Raw genomic sequence first — 20,296 nt, forward strand, 5'->3', positions numbered from 1 at the left:
GCTTTTACTTTTGCACTACTTAATTTTACTTACCAAATACGTACACGATTATTTGGAGCAATATACATACTATCTCCTTCTTTAATATTAAACGCATCATAAAAAGCATCTACATTTAATAAAGGCTGTACTGCTCTGTTTTTTCCTGGCGAATGCGGATCTGTTTTTATTCTTGTTTTTAAAGCATCATCACGCATTTTTATTCTCCAAACGGTAGCCCAACTCATAAAAAAACGTTGTTCTGCTGTAAAACCATCAATATTATCTGGTCTTCCTTGGTCTTTAAATGTTAATTGTAAAGCATCATAAGCAGCTAATACACCACCTAAATCTCCTATATTTTCTCCTAAGGTAAAACCTCCATTAATATTAGTACCAGGCAATACTTCTATAGCACTATATTGATCTGCCAAGGCTTTTCCTAAGGTTTCAAATTGTTTTAAATCTTCGTCAGTCCACCAATTGTTAAGGTTTCCATCTTTATCATAACGCGCTCCAGAATCATCAAAGCTATGGGAAATCTCATGGCCAATTACAGCACCAATACCTCCATAATTTACAGCATCATCTGCTTTATAATTATAAAATGGAGGCTGTAAAATAGCTGCAGGAAAAACAATTTCGTTATATGCTGGGTTAAAATATGCATTTACAACCTGTGGCGCCATATACCACTCAGACTTATCTACTGGTTTGTCTAACTTATCTATACTTTTGTTAAAGTTCCATTTACTAACATTAAGCGAATTTTGTAAATAAGAACCTCCTTGTTTTACACTCTTTATTTCTAAATCTGAGTAATCTTTCCATTTATCTGGATAAGCTATCTTTACCTTCATAGCTCGTAATTTCTCTACAGCTTTAGCCTTGGTACTTTCACTCATCCAATCTAGTTTGTTAATTCTGTTTTCGAAAGCCAAAACCACTTTTTTAATCATGTTTTCTGCTTTAGTTTTTGCTTCTGGCGGAAACATTTTATCTACATAAAGTTTCCCTAGAGCTTCACCTATATTTTGGTTTAAAGCTGCTAATGCTTGCTCGTTTCTTGGGCGTTGTTTTTTAGAACCATTTAAATCTCTTCCATAAAATTCCCAATTTGCTTTTTCCAACTCTGTACTTAACACACCTGCAGAACTTCTTAGTTTTTTCCAGGTTAAATAAGCTTTCCAAGTTTCTACATTACCATCTGCTAAAACCTCTTGCAACCTATTAAAGTAACCTAAATCGCTTACAATAACCGTATCGATTTGCTTAACTCCAATACCGTTTAAAAAACGACTCCAGTTTACAGCAGGCACCATATTTTGAACCTGACTAATAGATCTTGGATTATATCTTTTTCTGGCATCTCTTCTTTCTACCTTATCCATTTTAGCTTCTGCCAAACGTGTTTCGAATGCCAAAACCTGCTGTGCTTCTTTATTTGCATCTGCTTTACTTTTACCAATAAACTGCAACATTCTTGCAATATGTGCAGTATATTTTTCTCTTTTTGTTTTAGAGTCTGCATCATCTTTTACATAATAATCTCGATCGGGTAAACCAACACTTCCTCCACTAAGAAAACCTATGTTTCTATTACTGTTTTTAGGGTCTGAACTTACTCTAAAACCATATAACCCACCACCACCATAAGGAGCTGTTTGTACCATGTAATTTTGTAGGTCATCAATATTTTTAATACCATCAATTTTTGCTAAATACGGTTTAATGGGGTTTATGCCTTTTTTATTTCTACCTACAGTATCTAGAATAGTTTGGTAGTAATACACTGCTTTTTCTTGATCTGAACCTGGTAAAACTTGAGTTTTACTAATATCTTTATTATCAGACATAGCAGACTCTAGAATACTTAATGCATCTTCGTCTGTTTTTTTTCTTAATTCAGAAAAACTTCCCCAACTAGATCTATCATCTGGAATTTCGTTATTATCTAACCAACTCCCATTTACATATCTAAAGAAATCGTTGTTAGGTTTTGTAGAAACATCCATAAAATCAAGATTAATTCCGGGTACAACTGCTTCTGCAACTGCTGTTTCTTCCTTTTTATCATTTTTACATGCCACCAAACTTGCAAGTGCAATAGCTGTAAAAAACGATATTTTTTTTGAGTTAGTCATTATTTTTTCGTTTTTAAGTTAATCGTACAATATTACTACTATTTTAAATTTTGAAATTTGTCAATTAGTATATTTTCACAAAACATTAATAAAAAAGGGACATTACGTAAGAATTATACACCTCTTTTTAATTTATTAACTTATAAAAACAAGTAAATAAATCTATTAAAACTTTATAATATTCTTAACAAAGAAAACACATACCTTTGTAAACTCGTTTTTATTACTATTTTAATTGGCTAGATTTAGTTACTTGTTTTTTACGCTTTTTATAAGCATGTCTGCTTTCTTTTTTACAGAGAGCAACAATACGTATACAGAAAAAACTCTGCCAATTGAAAATGTATTAAAAACAACTGTATTAAACAGTCAAGGTATTATTGTAAATGCCTATCCAGATTTTACAGAGAATACATATAAAGAAAATCAGGTTACATTTTTTAAAAAATCGCATTTAAAAAACGAAACCTACAAAGCCCAACAAAAACGTTTATTATCGTATCAAAAAACAAGTAAACTTATTACTGTTGGCTTAACTACAAAGCAAATTATATTCCCGTTTCATTCATTTACGTAAACTCAATATATTTTTCACAAAATCTATTGAATCGCTACTCTAAATAGGGCTAGCGACGATTTATTACATATTAAATCTAAAATTTACAACAATGAAAATATCATTTACCTTACTAGTAGTTCTAGTAACATCTACTATTGTAGTACCTTTTTTAATTTTTATTTTAAAAGGAATAAACAGTAACGCAAAAAAAGAAATCTATAAATTAACCAAACAAAACAATTTTAAATATGACGTAAAAACTATTTGGAATAATAAATTTATTGGTATTTCTGAAGACAAAAACATATTAACATACATTCACATTAAAGAAGAAAACAAGCAGTTTACAAACATTAAACTATCTCATTTTAAAACTTGCGATATAGCAGCAAATTATAAAATAGATAAAAATAAAGTAAGACACCTTAAACAGTTAGATTTAAAACTAACTTACAATGCACCAGACAAAAAAGACCTTATTATTCGTTTTTTTGATGCAGACGAAGCTTTTATGGAAAACTACGAAATGCGCAGAATAGAGTATTGGAAAACATTAATTTCTAACAATTTAAACCGTACTTTAATTAACAAAAAAGCGGCATAAATAAGCCATAAAAACATTAACCTACACCATAAAGTTAGGTTAATGTTTTTATTTATGTAATTTTAACTGAATGCGTTTTCGTGCAACATCTACCTCTAGTACTTTTACAATAATTTGTTGATGCAAGCTTACATGGGCATTTACATCTTTAACAAAACTATCAGATAAATTTGAGACATGAATTAATCCGCTTTCTTTAATACCAACATCTACAAAACACCCAAAATTGGTGATATTATTTACAATTCCAGGCAATAATTGCCCTTCTTGCAAGTCGTTAATCGTTTTTATATTCTGATTAAAAGTAAACACTTTGGCTTGCTCTCTAATATCTAAACCTGGTTTTTCAAGCTCTTTAATAATATCTTCTAATGTTAGCAAGCCAATACTGTTAGAACAATACAATTTTAAATCAACCTTTTTAAGCAACTCGGCATTACCAATTAAATCTTCTACAGACTTACCTAAATCTTTAGCCATTTTTGCAACTACAGCGTAACTTTCTGGATGCACAGCCGAATCGTCTAACGGATTTTTAGCATCTTTAATTCTTAAAAAAGCTGCGCCTTGCTCAAAAGCTTTACTACCTAAACGTGGTACATTTTTTATGTCTTTTCTTGATTTAAACACCCCTATATCGTTTCTATAATTAAAAATATTTTCGGCTAGCTTTGGTCCAATACCAGACACATAACTTAATAAACTTTTACTTGCTGTATTAATGTTTACACCTACCGCATTTACACAATTTTCTACCACGACATCCAATTGTTTTTGAAGTTTATTTTGGTCTACATCGTGTTGGTATTGCCCCACACCAATAGATTGTGCATTAATTTTTACCAACTCTGCCAATGGGTCTTGTAAACGCCTACCAATAGACACAGAACCACGCACAGTAACATCGTAATCTGGAAACTCTTCACGGGCAATTTTTGATGCCGAATATATACTTGCACCTGCTTCGCTTACCACAAACACCTGCACATCGTTTTTAAAATGAATTTTTCTAATTAACGCCTCTGTTTCTCGCGATGCAGTACCGTTACCTATTGCAATGGCTTCTATTTTATAAGCATCGGCCAGCGAACTTATTTTTTTAATTGCTCCTGTACTATCATTTTTTGGTGGATGCGGATAAATCGTTTCGTTATACTTTAATTGTCCTTGTGCATCTAAACACACCAATTTACATCCGGTTCTAAATCCTGGATCTATAGCTAAAACTCGTTTTTCTCCTAAGGGAGAACCTAGTAATAATTGTTTTAAATTTTTTGCAAATACAGAAATTGCAGATTCATCTGCTTTATCTTTTGCTATTTGTAAAGCTTCATTACTTAACGAGGGCAATAATAAGCGCTTATATGCATCTTTTACCGCTAGCTCTATTTGGTCTGCGCAAGCGTTATTAGATCGTATAATTCGGTTTTCTATTCTATCTAAAGCTTTATCGTTATCAATTTCAATTTTAACCCGAATAAAGCCTTCGCTTTCCGCTCTTAAAATTGCTAATAATCGGTGAGAAGGAATACGACTTAAACTTTCTTGCCAATCAAAATAATCTCTAAACTTTTGAGCCTTTTCGTCGTTAGCTTTTGTTTTTATCACTTTAGTCGATATCATTGCAAAACGCTCTAATTGATTACGTATATTATTTCTAATATCGGTACGCTCGTTAATCCACTCTGCAATAATATGTCTAGCTCCTTCTAAAGCGTCATCTACAGAATTCACATTGCCTTTTGTATATTTATAAGCAATAGACTCCACATCGTTGGCATTTTGAGACATAATAATTTTTGCCAAAGGCTCTAAACCATTTTGTCTTGCTTTTTCTGCTTTTGTTTTTCTACTTTTTTTAAATGGTAGATATAAATCTTCTAGTGTAATTAAATCTTGGGCTTGCTCTATTTTTTGTTTTAATTCTGGAGATAAAACATCTTGCTCTTCTAACGTTTTAAAAATTGATTTTTTGCGTTTTTCTATAGCTTCAAACTGCTCTTTAAACTTTACAATTTCTCCAATTTTAACCTCATCTAAATTACCTGTTTGCTCTTTTCTATACCTAGAGATAAAAGGAATAGTGCAGTCTTGGTTAAGTAAATCTATAGTATTTTTTACAGATTGCTGCGAAAACTGCGTATTTGAAATTATATAGGAAACCAGATTCATCATACTTTAAAAAAAATTAAAGCGAATTTACTAAAAACAAAAAAGGTTACCCTAAAAAAAGAATAACCTTTACTTTTACTTTATTTATTAAGCAAATAACTAGCTTATTGCTCTGTTTGGTTTTTAGCCTCTTCTATCATTTTATCGTTTGGCAAAATAGCTATATTTACACGTCTATTTTTTGCTCTACCCTCTGCTGTAGTATTATCATTTGTAGGCTGCGTTTCTCCAAACCAATTGGTTGTAAAACGACTACTATTTAAACCTTGATTTGTTAAATAATTAGTTACTGCATAGGCTCTGTTTTTAGAAAGCAACATATTACTTTGCTCATTACCAACACTATCTGTATGCCCTACAACCAAAATATTTGTGTCTGGATATTCTTTAAATACAACCACTAATTTATTGAGACTATTTTGAGACGCTGGGTTAACATCGTACTTTCCAGTATCAAAATATACACCACTATTTTCATCAAACGTTACAACAATACCATCGTCTACACGCTCTACAACTGCTCCAGGAATTTCCTCTTCTATTTTTTGCGCTTGTTTATCCATTTTATTACCAACAAGCACACCAGCGCCACCGCCAATAACACCACCAATAACAGCTCCTAATTCGCCATTACCACCTTTACCAACGTTGTTACCTATAATGGCTCCTAAAATGGCTCCACCAGTAGCACCAATTACGCCTCCTTTTTGCTTATTGTTCGCATTTTCTACAGTTTTACAACTTGTTGCACTAATAGTTAATACTACAGCAAATAATAATCCTGCTTTTTTTATAATAGTTTTCATGTTTAATTTTTTTTAAAATTTGTTATAATTCATTGTAATTACAAATGGTTTACCTTCTACATTAACCGTTTGTTGCCATTGCATAGTGGTATCTGAGAGTTGAGACAACCTCATTCTGTATCCAGAATTAGTTACAGATTTACCTTTAGCATTTGTTGGTTTTAGTAAAAAATCGTACAATCCTGTTTCTGGATCTACCTCCTGAATAGTAAATATAAAATGGCGGTCGCCTGTACTGCAAGCTGCGTTATTTATATTGTAAATTCCTGTGTTGTTATTGGGAGTAAATTGCCAGCTACTACCCTCGAAACAAGCTTGAGTAGCATCATCTAATAACGAAATATTATATGTACCACTTTCGCTATAAGTAATTGTACTTAAAGTCCAGTTTCCTTTAATTGTTTTTTTAGAAACCCGAACTGTTTTTGATGTTGCACACGAGACAAAAACCGAGGCAACCATTAATAAAATTGCTATTTTTTTCATTTGTTTACTTTTATACTATGTACGCAAATACTAGGGTTACAAGTTTTTTAACACCTGTTAATTATTTCTTAAACATCACACCAACCTAATATAAAACACTAAAAATCACACAAATAATAAGGCATAAAAAGACATTAAATAAAACCTTTATAGGCTTTAATTAATAATATAATTGTAGTAAATAACGAGAAGTACAACCTTAAAACAGAAGAAATAGGTTGTTAGAAAAATAAGCTATGCTACTTTTTTTAGTAAATCGAAACAAGGACACTTTTTACAGCGTTTATTTTCTCCTTTTTTAAATTTTTTACAGCAACTACTTTTTACTTTATCAGGAATTTCAATTCCTAATTTTTGTAATTTTTTAATTGCTTTTTTCTTATCTTTTTTACCCATAACAGAATCTAAATTTCTAGACAGCTATTTTTATTAAGACAAAAATAAGTTATTTTTATTAAATCTAAATAAGCTTGTGTGTTAAAGTTTACACAACAGAGTCTTACCCATAAAAAAAGGATATTCTTAAAAGTTAAGAATACCCTTACTATTAATTAATCAATTAATACCCTACAAAACTGTAAGTGTATATTGTGGAGTTGGATTTAACGGGCAGAAATAAACATATTCTCCTTTTGCTAAAGTTGTAGCCTTAGTTTTTTCTGTTTTACCATCTGTTACAACCTTTGTTACATATGCTGTTTTAATATGGTTTTCTGGGTTGCTAGCGTCTTTTCCTTTTGGTACTAAAACCAAACCCACCTCTTTTGCTGCGTGGTTATTAGACACTTCGAACACATAAACTCCAGCGTTTACAGTTAAAGCTTTTTGCGTAAACTCTCCTTTTGTTTGCTCTAAAGCAATAACTTTTGATGTTTTATCTTGTGCGTTAGAGTTAATTGTAAATGCTAATACGAATACTAAAATTGCGACTACTTTTTTCATTGTTATTTTTGTTTTTTTGTCCGCGTAAGCGAAACTATTATTATTATTAAAATTTTACTTGTTTTTACCTTAAAGCCTTTATACCGTTTCTATTTCTAATGGCTGTGCTAACGGAAAATCTATAGCTACATCTGTTAAATTATGCAGTGTGTTTGTTACTGTTATTATAGCATAAGCAAATGTTAAGTCTACTAAATTTTCTTTTGTATAACCTGCATTATAAAACGCATCTTTTGCGCTTTCGCTTACTTTGCCACTAGTTTCTGCAATTTCTTTAGATATGCTTGCTAAAGCATTTAATTTAGCATCCCATGAAGCGCGTCCTTGTCTTAATTCTAAAATTTGCTCGTCTGTATAACCTTTTAACTTACTAGTTGCAGTATGTGCAGACTGGCAATATAAGCAACCGTTTACTTGACTTACTGCTAAATCTACAGCTTCTTTTTCTTTTGCAGATAACGATAATTTGGTGTTCGAAAATTTTAAATACTCGCCTAATCCGTTTTTAGAATATGCCATTGCAGCATATAAATTTGGTACAAATCCTATTGCTTTTTCTAAATTATCGAAAATAGCCTGGTTATTTTCGTTTACTTCTTCTCTTTTGGGTACATTAAATGTGCTCATAATTTTACTTTTTAAACTGTTATTATTTTTGCTTTTTTGTTTGATATTGTTGACACAAAAGTGCAACCGTTTTAAAAATTATACCATGTAGGTTATTCCTTTTGTGTTGTCAATTTTACCTTTATTGATTTACTCTTACTGTATTAAATACTACATATGGTTTTTCGGCATCACAATAAAAATCTGATAAATGATTTTGATCACAATGTGTTTTTTCGCTTATAGTATTAACTGCAGATGCCCTTTTTCCTTTGAATATTTCAATTAAATTGAAAATAGATATGTGTTTTAAATTCATGACTTTGTTGTTTTAATTACTTGGTACAAAGATGAATTAAAAGAAGAGGCTATACCATGGTTAGATTGCCTGAGGTATTGTCAATTTTTCCCTAAACTACTTATTGAAGCTGTTTTTTGAAGTCTGTAGGCGATAATTGGGTGTTTTTTTTGAATAATCGACTTAAATGCGAAGCATCATCAAAACCTATTTCGTACGCAATTTCTTTTGCTGTTTTATCGGTATAGGTTAAAAGACGTTTTGCTTCTAACACAATACGACCATGGATTATTTGTAACGGACTCGTATTTAATTTTGCAAATGTATTAGACAGTGTTTTAGGAGATTTAAATAGTTTATTGGCATAAAACGACACACTATGTTCTGTTTTAAAATGAGACTCTACAAGCAAATTAAACTCTCGTAATAACTCTATTTTAGAATCTTTTACCGTCTCTACATACCCCTCTTTTGCCTTTAACAGCCTTGTGCAAATAATAATATAACGCGCCATAAGCATACGTAACATTTCGGCTTGTATGGTATCTTCAGTATCAAACTCATCCATAAAAACATCGTTAAGTATAGCTAGTTTTTTTTCTTCTGAAGCATTAAGTGTTATTATTGGCACATGTACATTGCCAAAAAATAATAGCCCTGCACAACTTACCTCTTTATCGTGATCTTTAATGCAATAAAACTCACGATTAAATTGATATACAACCAAATTTTTACCCGAAACATACTGCACATATTGTACAGCTGTTAATACTAAAACACTTTTGGGCTTAATAGTATATGGTATACTATCTACAATAATTTCTGCTTTTGCAGATGTTGTTCTTATAAAAGTGTAGAGCTCTGCTTGTTTAGATGTTTTATAATCTTCTAAAAGCGATTCGTCTCCTATTTTTAAAAACGCATTGGTTGAAAACTCTGTAAATCTTTTTTGCATGCCTTTTTAGTCTACATACCTTAAAAAACATTACAAAATATTAGCACACAGAAAACCTCTTAAAAAGCACTCTCTAAAATTTCTAATTGGTTAATAATTTGATACTCTGTAATAGGAAAAGGTTTTTTATTTACTAATGTTTGATAAACAGCTTCAAAAAAGTTAATATAAGATGCTTTTTCTGACGCTATTTTCTCTTCTGTAACAACACCTTTGTCATCAACACTTGTTAAAACACCCTCGCTATTAGGCTTTTCTACCCCAAACAACACATTATCTGGCTTTAAACCAGATTGTAATTGCGTTTCTTGAACGTCTGTTCTGTTTTTAATATAAGACCCCTTTGTACCATGTAAAACAAATGCAGGCAAAGCATTAGCAACTAAAAGACTAGCGGTAACATATACTTGCATACCACTATTATACTTTAAGTGTACATGTGCATAATCATCAACTTGGGTTTCTGGACGATTACCCAAGGTTACTATATTAAACGATTCTGGTTTACCAAACAATGCTATAGATGCATCTAATAAATGAGGCCCTAAATTATACAAAAGCCCATTACCAGCAACAGGAGACTCTTTGGTTATATTAGTACTAATAGCATATTTATACCTATCGTATCTAAAATGCACTTCAATTAAACGCCCTAATTTCCCCGATTCTATAACCTTTTTAACAGATAAAAAATCGCTATCGTAACGTCTATTTTGAAAAGGCATAATAATACAATTTCTTGTTTTAGCTTCTTTAAAAAGTGTTTTAGCTTCGGCAGAAGTTACCGTAAAAGGTTTTTCTACTATAATATGTTTGTTAGCCCGAATAGCTTGTAATGCAAAATCGAAATGCGTAGAACTAGGTGTATTAATAACCACCAATTCAATACTATCATCATTTAAAAGCTCTGTTACAGTATTATAACTTTTTATATCTGGATATACTACTTGTGCTTTTTTGGTAGACCGCTCTACAATTGCCTTTAAATTAAACTTAGGATGCATATTTAAAAACGGGCAATGAAACAAGCTTCCGGACATACCAAAAGACAACACACCTGTTTTTATTACATCATTCATCTATAAAAATATATTAACTTATTTGCAATCCGTTACCAACACTACTATTATCTGGGTTTACAAACACTAATTTCCCATCTGGAGTTTCGGTCATTAAAATCATACCTTGACTCTCTACACCACGCAATGCTCTAGGCGCTAAGTTTACTAAAACAGTAACGCGTTTTCCAACCACTTCTTCTGCGGTAAAACTTTCAGCAATACCAGAAACAATGGTTCTTGTATCGATACCTGTATCAACCTTAAGCTTTAAAAGCTTTTTGGTTTTTGGCATTTTTTCAGCTTCTAGAATGGTTCCTACACGAATATCTAGTTTTGTAAAATCGTCAAAATTAATAGTATCTTTTTGAGGCTCAACCTTAGCATTAGCTATTTCGTTTGCCTTTTTACTAGCTTCTAATTTATCTAATTGTGCTTGTATAGTAGCATCTTCAATTTTAGAAAATAACAACTCGGCTTTACCTATGTTATGTCCTGCTGGCAGTAAAACATCTTTAACAGCAACCTCGTTCCATTTAATAGCGTCTATAAGTGTGGCATCAGTTTCGTTTTCTTTTTTATCGTTATCAACTAAATTAAGAATACCTTTTAATTTTACAGAAGTAAATGGTAAAAATGGCTCACTTAACGTTGCTAAAGCAGAAGCTATTTGAAGCGCTACATACATAATGGTTTTTGTACGCTCTGCATCTTCTTTTATTACTTTCCAAGGCTCTGCATCTGCTAAATACTTGTTTCCTAAACGCGCTAAATTCATTAACTCCTGTCCCGCTTCTCTAAAACGGTAACGCTCTACAGAGCTCGCTATAACATTTGGATACGCTTTTACTGTTGCCAAAGTTTCCTTATCAACCTCCAATAAATTACCAGCAGAAGGCACAATACCTTCGTAATATTTGTTGGTTAAAACAACAACACGATTAATAAAGTTACCAAAAATGGCCACTAACTCGTTGTTATTTCTAGCTTGAAAATCTTTCCAAGTAAAATCGTTATCTTTTGTTTCTGGAGCATTTGCTGTTAACGCATAACGTAATACATCTTGCTGACCAGGAAAATCTTTTAAATATTCTGGCAACCAAACTGCCCAATTCTTAGAGGTAGATAATTTATTACCTTCTAAATTTAAAAACTCGTTTGCGGGTACATTTTCTGGCAAAATATATGTGCCTTCTGCTTTTAACATAGCAGGGAATATAATACAGTGAAAAACAATATTGTCTTTACCTATAAAATGTACTAGCTTAGTGTCTTTATCTTTCCAATAAGGCTCCCAATCTTTACCTTCGCGTTGTGCCCATTCTTTAGTAGAAGAAATGTAACCAATAGGTGCATCAAACCATACGTAAAGCACTTTACCTTCTCCGCCTTCTGCAGGCACGGGAATACCCCAATCTAAATCTCTAGTTACTGCGCGAGGGCGTAAACCATCGTCTATCCAAGATTTACATTGCCCATACACGTTAGGTTTCCAATCTTTTTTATGTCCTTCTAAAATCCATTCTTTTAAAAAATCCTCGTGTTTATTTAATGGTAAAAACCAGTGCTTTGTTTCTTTTAAAGTAGGCACATTACCAGTAATTGCCGATTTAGGATTAATTAAATCTGTGGCATTATGGCTGGTTCCACAGTTTTCGCATTGATCGCCATAACTTTCTTCGAAACCACATTTAGGGCAGGTTCCTACAATAAATCGATCTGCTAAAAACTGGTTTGCTTCAGCATCGTACAATTGCTCTGATGTTTCTTCAATAAATTCTCCTTTATCATTCAAAGTCTTAAAAAACTCTGATGCAGTATCGTGATGAATTTTTGCCGATGTTCTAGAATAATTATCAAAAGTAATCCCGAATTCTTCAAAAGACTGTTTAATTATAGCATGATATTTATCTACAATATCTTGCGGAGTAACACCTTCGTTTTTCGCTTTTATTGTAATGGGCACACCATGCTCATCACTACCACCTATAAAAAGCACATCGTTTCCTGTGCCACGCAAAAAACGCGCATAAATATCGGCTGGCACATAAACCCCCGCTAAATGCCCAATATGTATGGGTCCGTTAGTGTATGGCAGTGCCGAAGTAATGGTATATCTTTTTGGTGTATTCATCGATGCAAAATTTTATTTAATGTCCTTAATGAAATAAAAACGACTAAGACTATCTTTTTTTAATGCCTTCGCTTTACTCAGAATGGTTATGTTTTTGAAGCCACAAAAGTAATGAATTAAGCATCGATTTAGAAAAAAAATGTACATTTACAATATGTCACAAAACCTACTAATTTCAACTTTACTTTGCACCGTTTTATTTTTCGGAGTACAAACCGCTTTTTCGCAAACCACAGTATTACAAAAACAAAATAACACATTGAAAAAACCACCGTATTTAAAGTCTGGAGACACCATTGCTATTGTTGCGCCTTCTGGAATTTTAAAAAACAGAACTGCCGAAGTTGAACGCGCAAAAAAACTTTTAAAAAATTGGGGGTTACATGCCCTAGTAGGAAACAATGTTTTTAAACAAGACCACCATTTTTCAGGAACAGATAACGAACGTTGCGAAGATTTCCAAAACGCTTTAGACAACCCTAGCGTAAAGGCCATTTGGTGTGCTCGTGGTGGTTATGGTTCGGTTAGAATTTTAGATAAATTAGATTATTCTAAATTTAAATTAAATCCCAAATGGATTATTGGTTACTCAGACATTACAGCGCTACATAATCAAGTACATAACTTAGGCTATCAATCTATTCATGCCATGATGTGCACTAGCTTACAAGACGAATTTACAACAATTAAAGAAACCATTTCTACATTTAAAAAGGCGCTTTTTGGCACGCCATTGAGCTACACTTTACACCCATCAAAATATAATAAAAAAGGCACAGTTACAGCACCAATAACTGGTGGCAATCTAACTATTTTACATACCATGCTAGGCTCTAATTCTAGCATTGACACTTCTGGAAAAATATTGTTTATAGAAGAAATTGGCGAATACAAATATCATATAGATCGCATGTTACAAAGTTTAAAACGCGCTGGCTATTTTAACAATTGTAAAGGCTTAATTATTGGCGATTTCACAAAAATAAAAAAGAATACCACGCCATGGGGATCTTCTATAGAACAATTAATTTTAGATGTTGTATCAGACTACAATTTCCCTGTTGCATTTAACATGCCCGCAGGCCATGCAAAGGATAATCGCTCATTAATTTTGGGAGAAACAGTTGTTTTAACGGTAAATAACGAACAGTCAACCATTATTTTCGAGAACTAAAACATTATGTTATAATATTGAGCTCTCATTCTCAAACCCTAAATTATAATAATGATGAAAAAATTACAATTAGTATTAGTAGCAATTACACTTTTAGTTTCTTTTAATGTAAAGGCAGACGAGGTAATCAAAAATTCAGACTTAAACCTAAGCAACCCAGATGTTCGTAAATGTTTAATTGAAGCCTCTAAAACAGACGGATGGAGATTAGCATCTGTAACAATGAACAAAGCTAACAAGCTTGTTCTTATTTTTGACAAAGGAGACACTACAAGAGTTTATACAAGCAACGAAGAATTATAGAATAATTTCTTTTAAATTATAAAAGCCAACTACAATATGTAAGTTGGCTTTTTTTATACTGCACCTTTTTAGCACACAACAAACCCCAAATTATATAATTTACTATAAAATGTTTATTTCTAAATAAGCATCATTGCAAATTCTATCGTATTTTTGCAATATGAAAAAAGGAATTTTACTTGTTAACCTTGGTTCGCCAGATAGTCCAAGCCCAAAAGACGTAAAAAAATATTTAGGTGAGTTTTTAATGGATGAGCGCGTTATCGATATTCCGTTAGTAGCAAGAACCGCATTAGTAAAAGGTATTATTTTAAATACACGCCCAAAACAATCGGCAGCAGCCTATAAAAAAATATGGTGGGACGAGGGTTCGCCACTTATTGTGCTATCAGAAAGGCTTCAAAATAAAATACAACAACAAGTAGACATACCTGTAGAACTAGCTATGCGCTACGGTAGCATGACCATAAAAAAAGGCCTACAATCCCTAGTAAACAAAGGCGTAGAAAAAGTGCTATTATTTCCTTTATACCCACAATTCGCTATGGCAACAACAGAAACCATTACTGTTTTAGCCGAAGAGTTACGCCAAGAACATTTTCCTAATCTTAAAATAGAATCTGTTCCCGCATTTTACAACAAACCAGATTATATCGAGGTGCTAGCAAACTCAATACAAAAGCATTTAAAAAACAAAAAATACGACCACTTATTATTTTCGTATCACGGTGTACCAGAGCGCCATATACGCAAAAGCGATATTACAAAATCGCACTGTAAAATAGATAAAAGTTGCTGTGTAACACCAAGCAAAGCACACGAATTTTGCTACAAACACCAATGCTTAGAAGTAACACGTTTGGTTGCTCAAAAACTAAACCTTAAAGAAAACACATACTCAACATCCTTTCAATCGCGTTTAGGTTTCGATCCGTGGTTGCAACCTTACACAGACAGAACCATAGAACGATTAGGTAAACAAGGCATAAAAAACATGGCCATAGTTACACCTGCCTTTGTTAGCGACTGCTTAGAAACTCTAGAAGAAATAGCTATGGAAGGTCAAGAATTATTTCACGAAGTTGGCGGGCAAGATTTTACAACAGTACCCTGCCTAAACGACGATAGCGCCTTTGTAAACCTATTATCTAAATGGATAACAAACTGGAGTAAAACACCAGCAGAAACAGTTTAAACCATGGAGTATTACGCATACATAAAATCGCTGCACCTCATATTTGTAATTACCTGGTTTGCTGGCTTATTTTATATTCCGCGCTTATTCGTTTACCAAATCGAAGCCTTTCACAAACCCTCACCAGACAAAGAAATACTAGGTAAACAACTTAAATTAATGGCAAAACGCTTGTGGTACATCATCACATGGCCATCAGCCATTTTAGCAACACTATTTGCCATTTGGCTACTTATTTTATTGCCAAGTTGGCTACAACAACCCTGGATGCATGTAAAACTAACCTTTGTTGTTCTTCTTATAATATACCACCTAAAAACACATCAATACTTTAAACAATTACAAAACGATGTGGTAAAAAAAACATCCAATTTTATGCGCATCTGGAACGAAGGCGCCACATTTATTCTCTTTGCAATCATTTTTTTAGTCATTCTAAAAAGCGCCATAAATTGGGTTTGGGGCGTAGTAGGCATTTTTATTTTGGGCGTGCTAATTATGCTCGGTTTTAAAGTATATAAACGCATACGCGAAAAAAACCCAGAAGCATAACACACATTAAGGCGTTACCCGAAAAGGGTCGCGCTTTCGGCAGTCGCTTTTTTGTGTTGCATAAGCGCAACAACACAAAAAGAGCTTCAACAAATGCCTCTATCGCTAACGCATACACGCTACCAATACCCTTTTCAATTTAAAATTTAGCACAACAAAACTAAAGCCCGCTATATATTTTTTAAAACCCGCTTAGTATGTTTGGTTTGATTATTGCTATATTTAATGGATTAATAACAAAAATGAAGCTAAAAAAATTATCCCTACGTACTCGAATTTTCATAGCCATGATTATGCTTGTACTATTAGCATCTATACTTATTGCAGTAGTTGCTATATACCAATATCGAGAAGAAACTATAGACTACCATAAACAACGTCTAGAACGTAAAGAACAAAACATAAAAACACACCTTAAAAGTGTACTAAACGGACGCGGAAACACCTGGGAAGTAAAAACAGACAACCTACCCTATATTTTTAAAGAAGATATAAGTAGCATAGCCGATATACATAAATTAGAAATAAAACTCTACGATCTAGAAGGCTCTATACTAATATCATCCAAAGCCAACTTAAAAGAAAACATAGACGAAAAATGTATTGACGCCGAAATACTAAACCAAATTTCTAACACGGCAGAGCATCATTTTGTAGAAAAAAACGAAATAAACGGAGAAACCCTCCAATCGTCTTACAGTTATTTTTACGATCTAAAATTTAAACCCATAGCCATATTAAAATTACCATATCTAGAAAACGACGAGTTTCTATCTAAAGAACTTAACGAGTTTCTAGAACGCCTAAGTTATGCTTATTTATTCATTTTATTAATGGCTATAGGTATTGCCTTTTTACTCTCTAAATACATTACAAAATCTTTAAAAACCATTAGCGACAAAATAAACGCTACCAGACTAGAAAAGCGCAACGAACGTATAGATATAGACGATACTAGCGAAGAAATATCTACTCTAGTAAACTCTTACAACAGCATGATAGACGAGCTAGAAGATAGTGCTGTGCAACTAGCAACAAGCGAGCGCGAACAAGCCTGGAGAGAAATGGCAAAACAAGTAGCACACGAAATTAAAAACCCGCTAACACCTATGCGTTTAACGGTTCAAAACTTTCAGCGTAAATTCGATCCAGAAGACGAAAACATACATTTAAAAGTAGACGAATACAGCAAAACAATTATCCAGCAAATAGATACCATGAGCTCTATTGCTTCGGCATTTTCAAATTTCGCAAAAATGCCTGCTCAAAAAAACGAAACACTAAACGTAGTACAAATTGTAAAACTAGCGCTCGATATTTTTAACGAAGATTACATAGTTTTTAATTCTGACAACGAAGAAATAATAGCAAAACTAGACCGCACACAATTAATTCGTGTAGTTACAAATTTGGTAAAAAATGGTATACAAGCCATACCAGAAAACAAAACACCCAAAGTAACTGTTAGTGTTAACACCAACTTAAACAACATTATAATTACGGTTGCAGATAATGGTTCTGGCGTATCAGAAGAGAACATAAGTAAAATTTTCGAACCAAAATTTACAACAAAAACAAGCGGTATGGGTCTTGGCTTAGCCATGGTTAAAAACATAGTAGAAACCTACAAAGGCACCATAACATTTACAACAGAAAAAGACAAAGGAACCATTTTTAAAGTAACATTTCCAAAAGAGTAAATTATAGAAAACACAATGAAAGGTATTAAATTATTTAGCCTAATAACTTTACTTAACCTTAGTATAATAGGCTACTCACAAGCAGGTGTTTACAGCAAAACAAACACACCAAAAAACAAAGACACAGAATTAAAATGGACCGTTACATTAAATAAAAACGGTTCTTTTATTTATAATTTTTATAGAAAACATAAAAAAGGAGTGCCTGAAGAAGAAAACTTTTATGGAAAAGGTACTTGGAGATTAAATGGCAAAATAATTAACTTTTTTACCAACCCTGAAACCGAAATAAACGAGATCTACAAAATGGATTTTACAAACACCAAAGCAAGATACGTTAGTAAATCTCCAAGAAACGAATCTGCTAAAACCACTAAAACAGCCATTAAGTTTTATCAATCAGACCTCTTTGCTATTACCGGGTTAGAACTATTTAAACAATAAAAATGAAAAACATATTTATCTTACTATTTTTAACATCAACAATAAGCTTTTCGCAAATTGTAGAACCTGTTAAATGGAAAACTAGTGTCGAAAAAATTTCAAATTCAGAATATATGTTAATTGCAAAAGCACATATAGAATCTGGATATCATTTATATTCTTTAAACACTAAAGAAGGCGGACCATTACCAACAGTTTTTATTTTTAATAAAAACGATAATTACGAACTAATAGGAGATATGGAAGAGGGAAAAGGCCACAAAGTATTTGAACCCGCCTTTAATATGAATGTTACCTATTTTAACAACCAAGCTCTTTTTAAACAGAAAATTAAACTAAAAAATAAAAACATAAACAAAATTTCTGGAGAAATAGAGTATATGACCTGTAACAACTCTAGCTGTATGCAAGGTTACGACGATTTCGAATTTAATATATAAACCAACTATTTATACACCATGAGCTACAATAATATTATTACCGCACTAAGCAATAATATAACAACCATTACCATTAATAGGCCTAGTAAACTAAACGCTTTAAACAAAGAAACTATTGAAGAATTACACCATGCCTTTAAAACTGCCGAAACAGACAAAAACACTAAAGTTATTATTGTTACAGGAAGTGGCGAAAAAGCATTTGTTGCAGGCGCAGATATTAGCGAGTTTGCAGATTTTGATACCAACGAAGGCGAAAAATTAGCAGCAAAAGGTCAAGACATATTATTTAATTTTGTCGAAAATCTTTCTACACCTGTAATTGCTGCTATAAATGGCTTTGCATTAGGTGGCGGATTAGAATTGGCCATGGCATGCCACTTTAGAGTTGCTAGCGACAATGCTAAAATGGGTTTACCAGAAGTATCTCTGGGCGTTATACCCGGTTATGGTGGCACGCAGCGTTTACCACAACTAGTTGGAAAAGGCAGAGCCATGGAGCTTATTATGACCGCAGGTATGATAGACGCTACAACAGCACTTAGTTATGGTTTGGTAAACCATGTAGAAAAACAAGAAGATTTACTAGCTTTGTGCCAAAAAATAGCAGCTAAAATTTTACGTAATTCTCCTGTTGCTATTGGCGCTGCCATTAAAGCCATTAACGCAAATTATAAAGATGGTGTAAACGGTTTTGAAATTGAAATTAAACAATTTGGAAACAGTTTTGCAACTAAAGATTTTAAAGAAGGGACTACTGCTTTTTTACAAAAACGTAAAGCAGATTTTCCTGGAGAATAACATTAAACAACAAGTTTATTAATTTAAACTATGCCTAAATGCATTAGGACTTAGTGTTGTTTTCTTTTTAAAAATTTTACTAAAATATTGAGGATACTCGAAACCTAAAGCGTAAGCTATTTCGCTTGCGCTTTCTTTCGAGTTTAACAGTTTACTCTTGGCTTTCTCTATAATATATTTATGAATATGGTCTTGCGCACTTTGCCCAGTTTCCTTTTTTAATAAATCGCTTAAATACTTAGAAGACATACCCATAGCCTCGCCACAATATTGAACCGAGGGTATACCCAACTCTAACTGTTTATTTTGCTCGTAATACGTTTTTAACAACTTTTCGAACTGGTTCGCTATATCTTGATTTAAATTTGTTCTGGTAAAAAACTGACGGTCGTAAAACCGCACACAGTAGTTTAACAACAGTTCTAAATTCGAAATAATAAGTGTTTGGCTATGCGCATCAATATTACTAGTAAATTCTTTCTCTATTTTTCTAGAAATTTCTGTAATGGTTTTACGCTCTTCTTCCGATAAATGCAAAGCTTCGTTTGAAGCATATTCAAAAAAAGAAAATTGATCTATTCTTTTCCCTAATTCAGATTTTCTAATTAAATCTGGATGAAAAACAATACTCCAACCCGTATCTTCTCTATTAATATTTTGTCTTTCAATTTCTATAACCTGGTTAGGTGCCATAAAAATCATAGAGCCTTCTTGGTAATCGTAAGAGTTTCTGCCATAATTAGAAATGGTAAAAGCACAATTATCTTTTAATCCAATTTGATACAAACCTAGAACATATTTAAATTTCTCGAACTCTACAAGCTCTATACTTTTATTTACTCTTAGTATAGAAATTAATGGATGTTTTGGTTTTTCTATTCCAAAAAAATCATGAAGTTCTGCTATACTATTTATGCATTTTATATCTTTCATTACCAAAAAAC

22 protein-coding genes are annotated in these 20,296 nt (G+C 32.6%); 10 read left to right on the top strand and 12 right to left on the bottom strand.

Annotated features, from left to right (window positions below):
- Positions 1–29: 29 nt before the first annotated feature.
- The gene (locus tag ABD715_RS08720; RefSeq protein ID WP_344787781.1) at positions 30–2,123 is read right to left on the bottom strand and encodes a M13 family metallopeptidase; all 2,094 of its coding nucleotides are present in this window, start codon (positions 2,121–2,123) and stop codon (positions 30–32) included.
- A 277-nt stretch (positions 2,124–2,400) separates the two neighbouring features.
- Here ABD715_RS08720 and ABD715_RS08725 point away from each other — a divergent pair, with 277 nt between their 5' ends.
- Both ABD715_RS08725 and ABD715_RS08730 read left to right on the top strand, forming a co-directional pair.
- Positions 2,401–2,700 carry a hypothetical protein gene (locus ABD715_RS08725; RefSeq protein WP_344787782.1) on the top strand — a complete coding sequence of 100 codons (300 nt, stop codon included), beginning with the start codon at positions 2,401–2,403 and terminating at the stop codon, positions 2,698–2,700.
- A 91-nt stretch (positions 2,701–2,791) separates the two neighbouring features.
- Positions 2,792–3,286, top strand: coding sequence for a hypothetical protein (locus ABD715_RS08730; RefSeq protein WP_344787783.1), 495 nt, complete (start codon positions 2,792–2,794; stop codon positions 3,284–3,286).
- 48 nt (positions 3,287–3,334) lie between these two features.
- Here the strand turns inward: ABD715_RS08730 and ABD715_RS08735 are convergent, their stop codons facing one another.
- The 10 genes from ABD715_RS08735 to metG form a co-directional block, all read right to left on the bottom strand.
- Positions 3,335–5,458, bottom strand: a complete 2,124-nt coding sequence (locus ABD715_RS08735) for a Tex family protein (protein ID WP_344787901.1) — start codon at positions 5,456–5,458, stop codon at positions 3,335–3,337.
- A 104-nt stretch (positions 5,459–5,562) separates the two neighbouring features.
- On the bottom strand, positions 5,563–6,264 hold the full coding sequence (locus ABD715_RS08740; protein WP_344787784.1) for a YiaD family glycine zipper/OmpA-like lipoprotein: 702 nt from the start codon (positions 6,262–6,264) through the stop codon (positions 5,563–5,565).
- Between the two features lie 12 nt (positions 6,265–6,276).
- Positions 6,277–6,750, bottom strand: coding sequence for a lipocalin (locus tag ABD715_RS08745; protein WP_344787785.1), 474 nt, complete (start codon positions 6,748–6,750; stop codon positions 6,277–6,279).
- Positions 6,751–6,984: 234 nt separating this feature from the next.
- Positions 6,985–7,146: a hypothetical protein gene (locus ABD715_RS08750; RefSeq protein ID WP_344787786.1), complete on the bottom strand. Its 162-nt coding sequence runs from the start codon at positions 7,144–7,146 to the stop codon at positions 6,985–6,987.
- A gap of 171 nt (positions 7,147–7,317) precedes the next feature.
- Complete coding sequence (locus tag ABD715_RS08755) at positions 7,318–7,692, bottom strand: cupredoxin domain-containing protein (RefSeq protein ID WP_344787787.1); 375 nt, start codon at positions 7,690–7,692, stop codon at positions 7,318–7,320.
- 78 nt (positions 7,693–7,770) lie between these two features.
- On the bottom strand, positions 7,771–8,319 hold the full coding sequence (locus tag ABD715_RS08760) for a carboxymuconolactone decarboxylase family protein (RefSeq protein ID WP_344787788.1): 549 nt from the start codon (positions 8,317–8,319) through the stop codon (positions 7,771–7,773).
- Positions 8,320–8,440: 121 nt separating this feature from the next.
- Positions 8,441–8,617, bottom strand: a complete 177-nt coding sequence (locus tag ABD715_RS08765; protein WP_344787789.1) for a hypothetical protein — start codon at positions 8,615–8,617, stop codon at positions 8,441–8,443.
- Positions 8,618–8,717: 100 nt separating this feature from the next.
- Entirely contained in the window at positions 8,718–9,551 is an 834-nt protein-coding gene (locus tag ABD715_RS08770; protein ID WP_344787790.1) for a helix-turn-helix domain-containing protein, read from the bottom strand.
- A gap of 59 nt (positions 9,552–9,610) precedes the next feature.
- A complete protein-coding gene (locus ABD715_RS08775) occupies positions 9,611–10,630 on the bottom strand; it encodes a Gfo/Idh/MocA family protein (protein WP_344787791.1) in 1,020 nt (339 codons plus the stop codon).
- 13 nt (positions 10,631–10,643) lie between these two features.
- Complete coding sequence (metG, locus tag ABD715_RS08780; RefSeq protein WP_344787792.1) at positions 10,644–12,743, bottom strand: methionine--tRNA ligase; 2,100 nt, start codon at positions 12,741–12,743, stop codon at positions 10,644–10,646.
- Between the two features lie 154 nt (positions 12,744–12,897).
- On the opposite strand from metG, the gene ABD715_RS08785 reads away from it, so the two are divergent.
- The 8 genes from ABD715_RS08785 to ABD715_RS08820 all read left to right on the top strand — a co-directional run bounded on the left by ABD715_RS08785 (position 12,898) and on the right by ABD715_RS08820 (position 19,352).
- On the top strand, positions 12,898–13,917 hold the full coding sequence (locus tag ABD715_RS08785) for a S66 peptidase family protein (protein WP_344787793.1): 1,020 nt from the start codon (positions 12,898–12,900) through the stop codon (positions 13,915–13,917).
- 51 nt (positions 13,918–13,968) lie between these two features.
- Complete coding sequence (locus tag ABD715_RS08790) at positions 13,969–14,220, top strand: hypothetical protein (RefSeq protein WP_344787795.1); 252 nt, start codon at positions 13,969–13,971, stop codon at positions 14,218–14,220.
- A 160-nt stretch (positions 14,221–14,380) separates the two neighbouring features.
- Positions 14,381–15,415 (top strand): ferrochelatase, encoded by a 1,035-nt coding sequence (gene hemH, locus ABD715_RS08795; protein WP_344787796.1) that lies wholly within the window; start codon positions 14,381–14,383, stop codon positions 15,413–15,415.
- Between the two features lie 3 nt (positions 15,416–15,418).
- The gene (locus ABD715_RS08800; RefSeq protein WP_344787798.1) at positions 15,419–15,967 is read left to right on the top strand and encodes a CopD family protein; all 549 of its coding nucleotides are present in this window, start codon (positions 15,419–15,421) and stop codon (positions 15,965–15,967) included.
- A gap of 242 nt (positions 15,968–16,209) precedes the next feature.
- Complete coding sequence (locus tag ABD715_RS08805) at positions 16,210–17,667, top strand: sensor histidine kinase (protein ID WP_344787799.1); 1,458 nt, start codon at positions 16,210–16,212, stop codon at positions 17,665–17,667.
- Positions 17,668–17,682: 15 nt separating this feature from the next.
- The gene (locus ABD715_RS08810) at positions 17,683–18,111 is read left to right on the top strand and encodes a hypothetical protein (protein ID WP_344787800.1); all 429 of its coding nucleotides are present in this window, start codon (positions 17,683–17,685) and stop codon (positions 18,109–18,111) included.
- Positions 18,112–18,113: 2 nt separating this feature from the next.
- On the top strand, positions 18,114–18,551 hold the full coding sequence (locus ABD715_RS08815; RefSeq protein ID WP_344787801.1) for a protein-disulfide reductase DsbD domain-containing protein: 438 nt from the start codon (positions 18,114–18,116) through the stop codon (positions 18,549–18,551).
- Between the two features lie 18 nt (positions 18,552–18,569).
- Complete coding sequence (locus tag ABD715_RS08820) at positions 18,570–19,352, top strand: enoyl-CoA hydratase/isomerase family protein (protein ID WP_344787802.1); 783 nt, start codon at positions 18,570–18,572, stop codon at positions 19,350–19,352.
- Between the two features lie 18 nt (positions 19,353–19,370).
- On the opposite strand, the gene ABD715_RS08825 is transcribed toward ABD715_RS08820, so the two are convergent.
- The gene (locus tag ABD715_RS08825; RefSeq protein ID WP_344787803.1) at positions 19,371–20,285 is read right to left on the bottom strand and encodes a helix-turn-helix domain-containing protein; all 915 of its coding nucleotides are present in this window, start codon (positions 20,283–20,285) and stop codon (positions 19,371–19,373) included.
- Between the last annotated feature and the right edge of the window lie 11 nt (positions 20,286–20,296).

This window comes from Postechiella marina, assembly GCF_039538365.1.
GTDB classification, from domain to species: domain Bacteria; phylum Bacteroidota; class Bacteroidia; order Flavobacteriales; family Flavobacteriaceae; genus Postechiella; species Postechiella marina.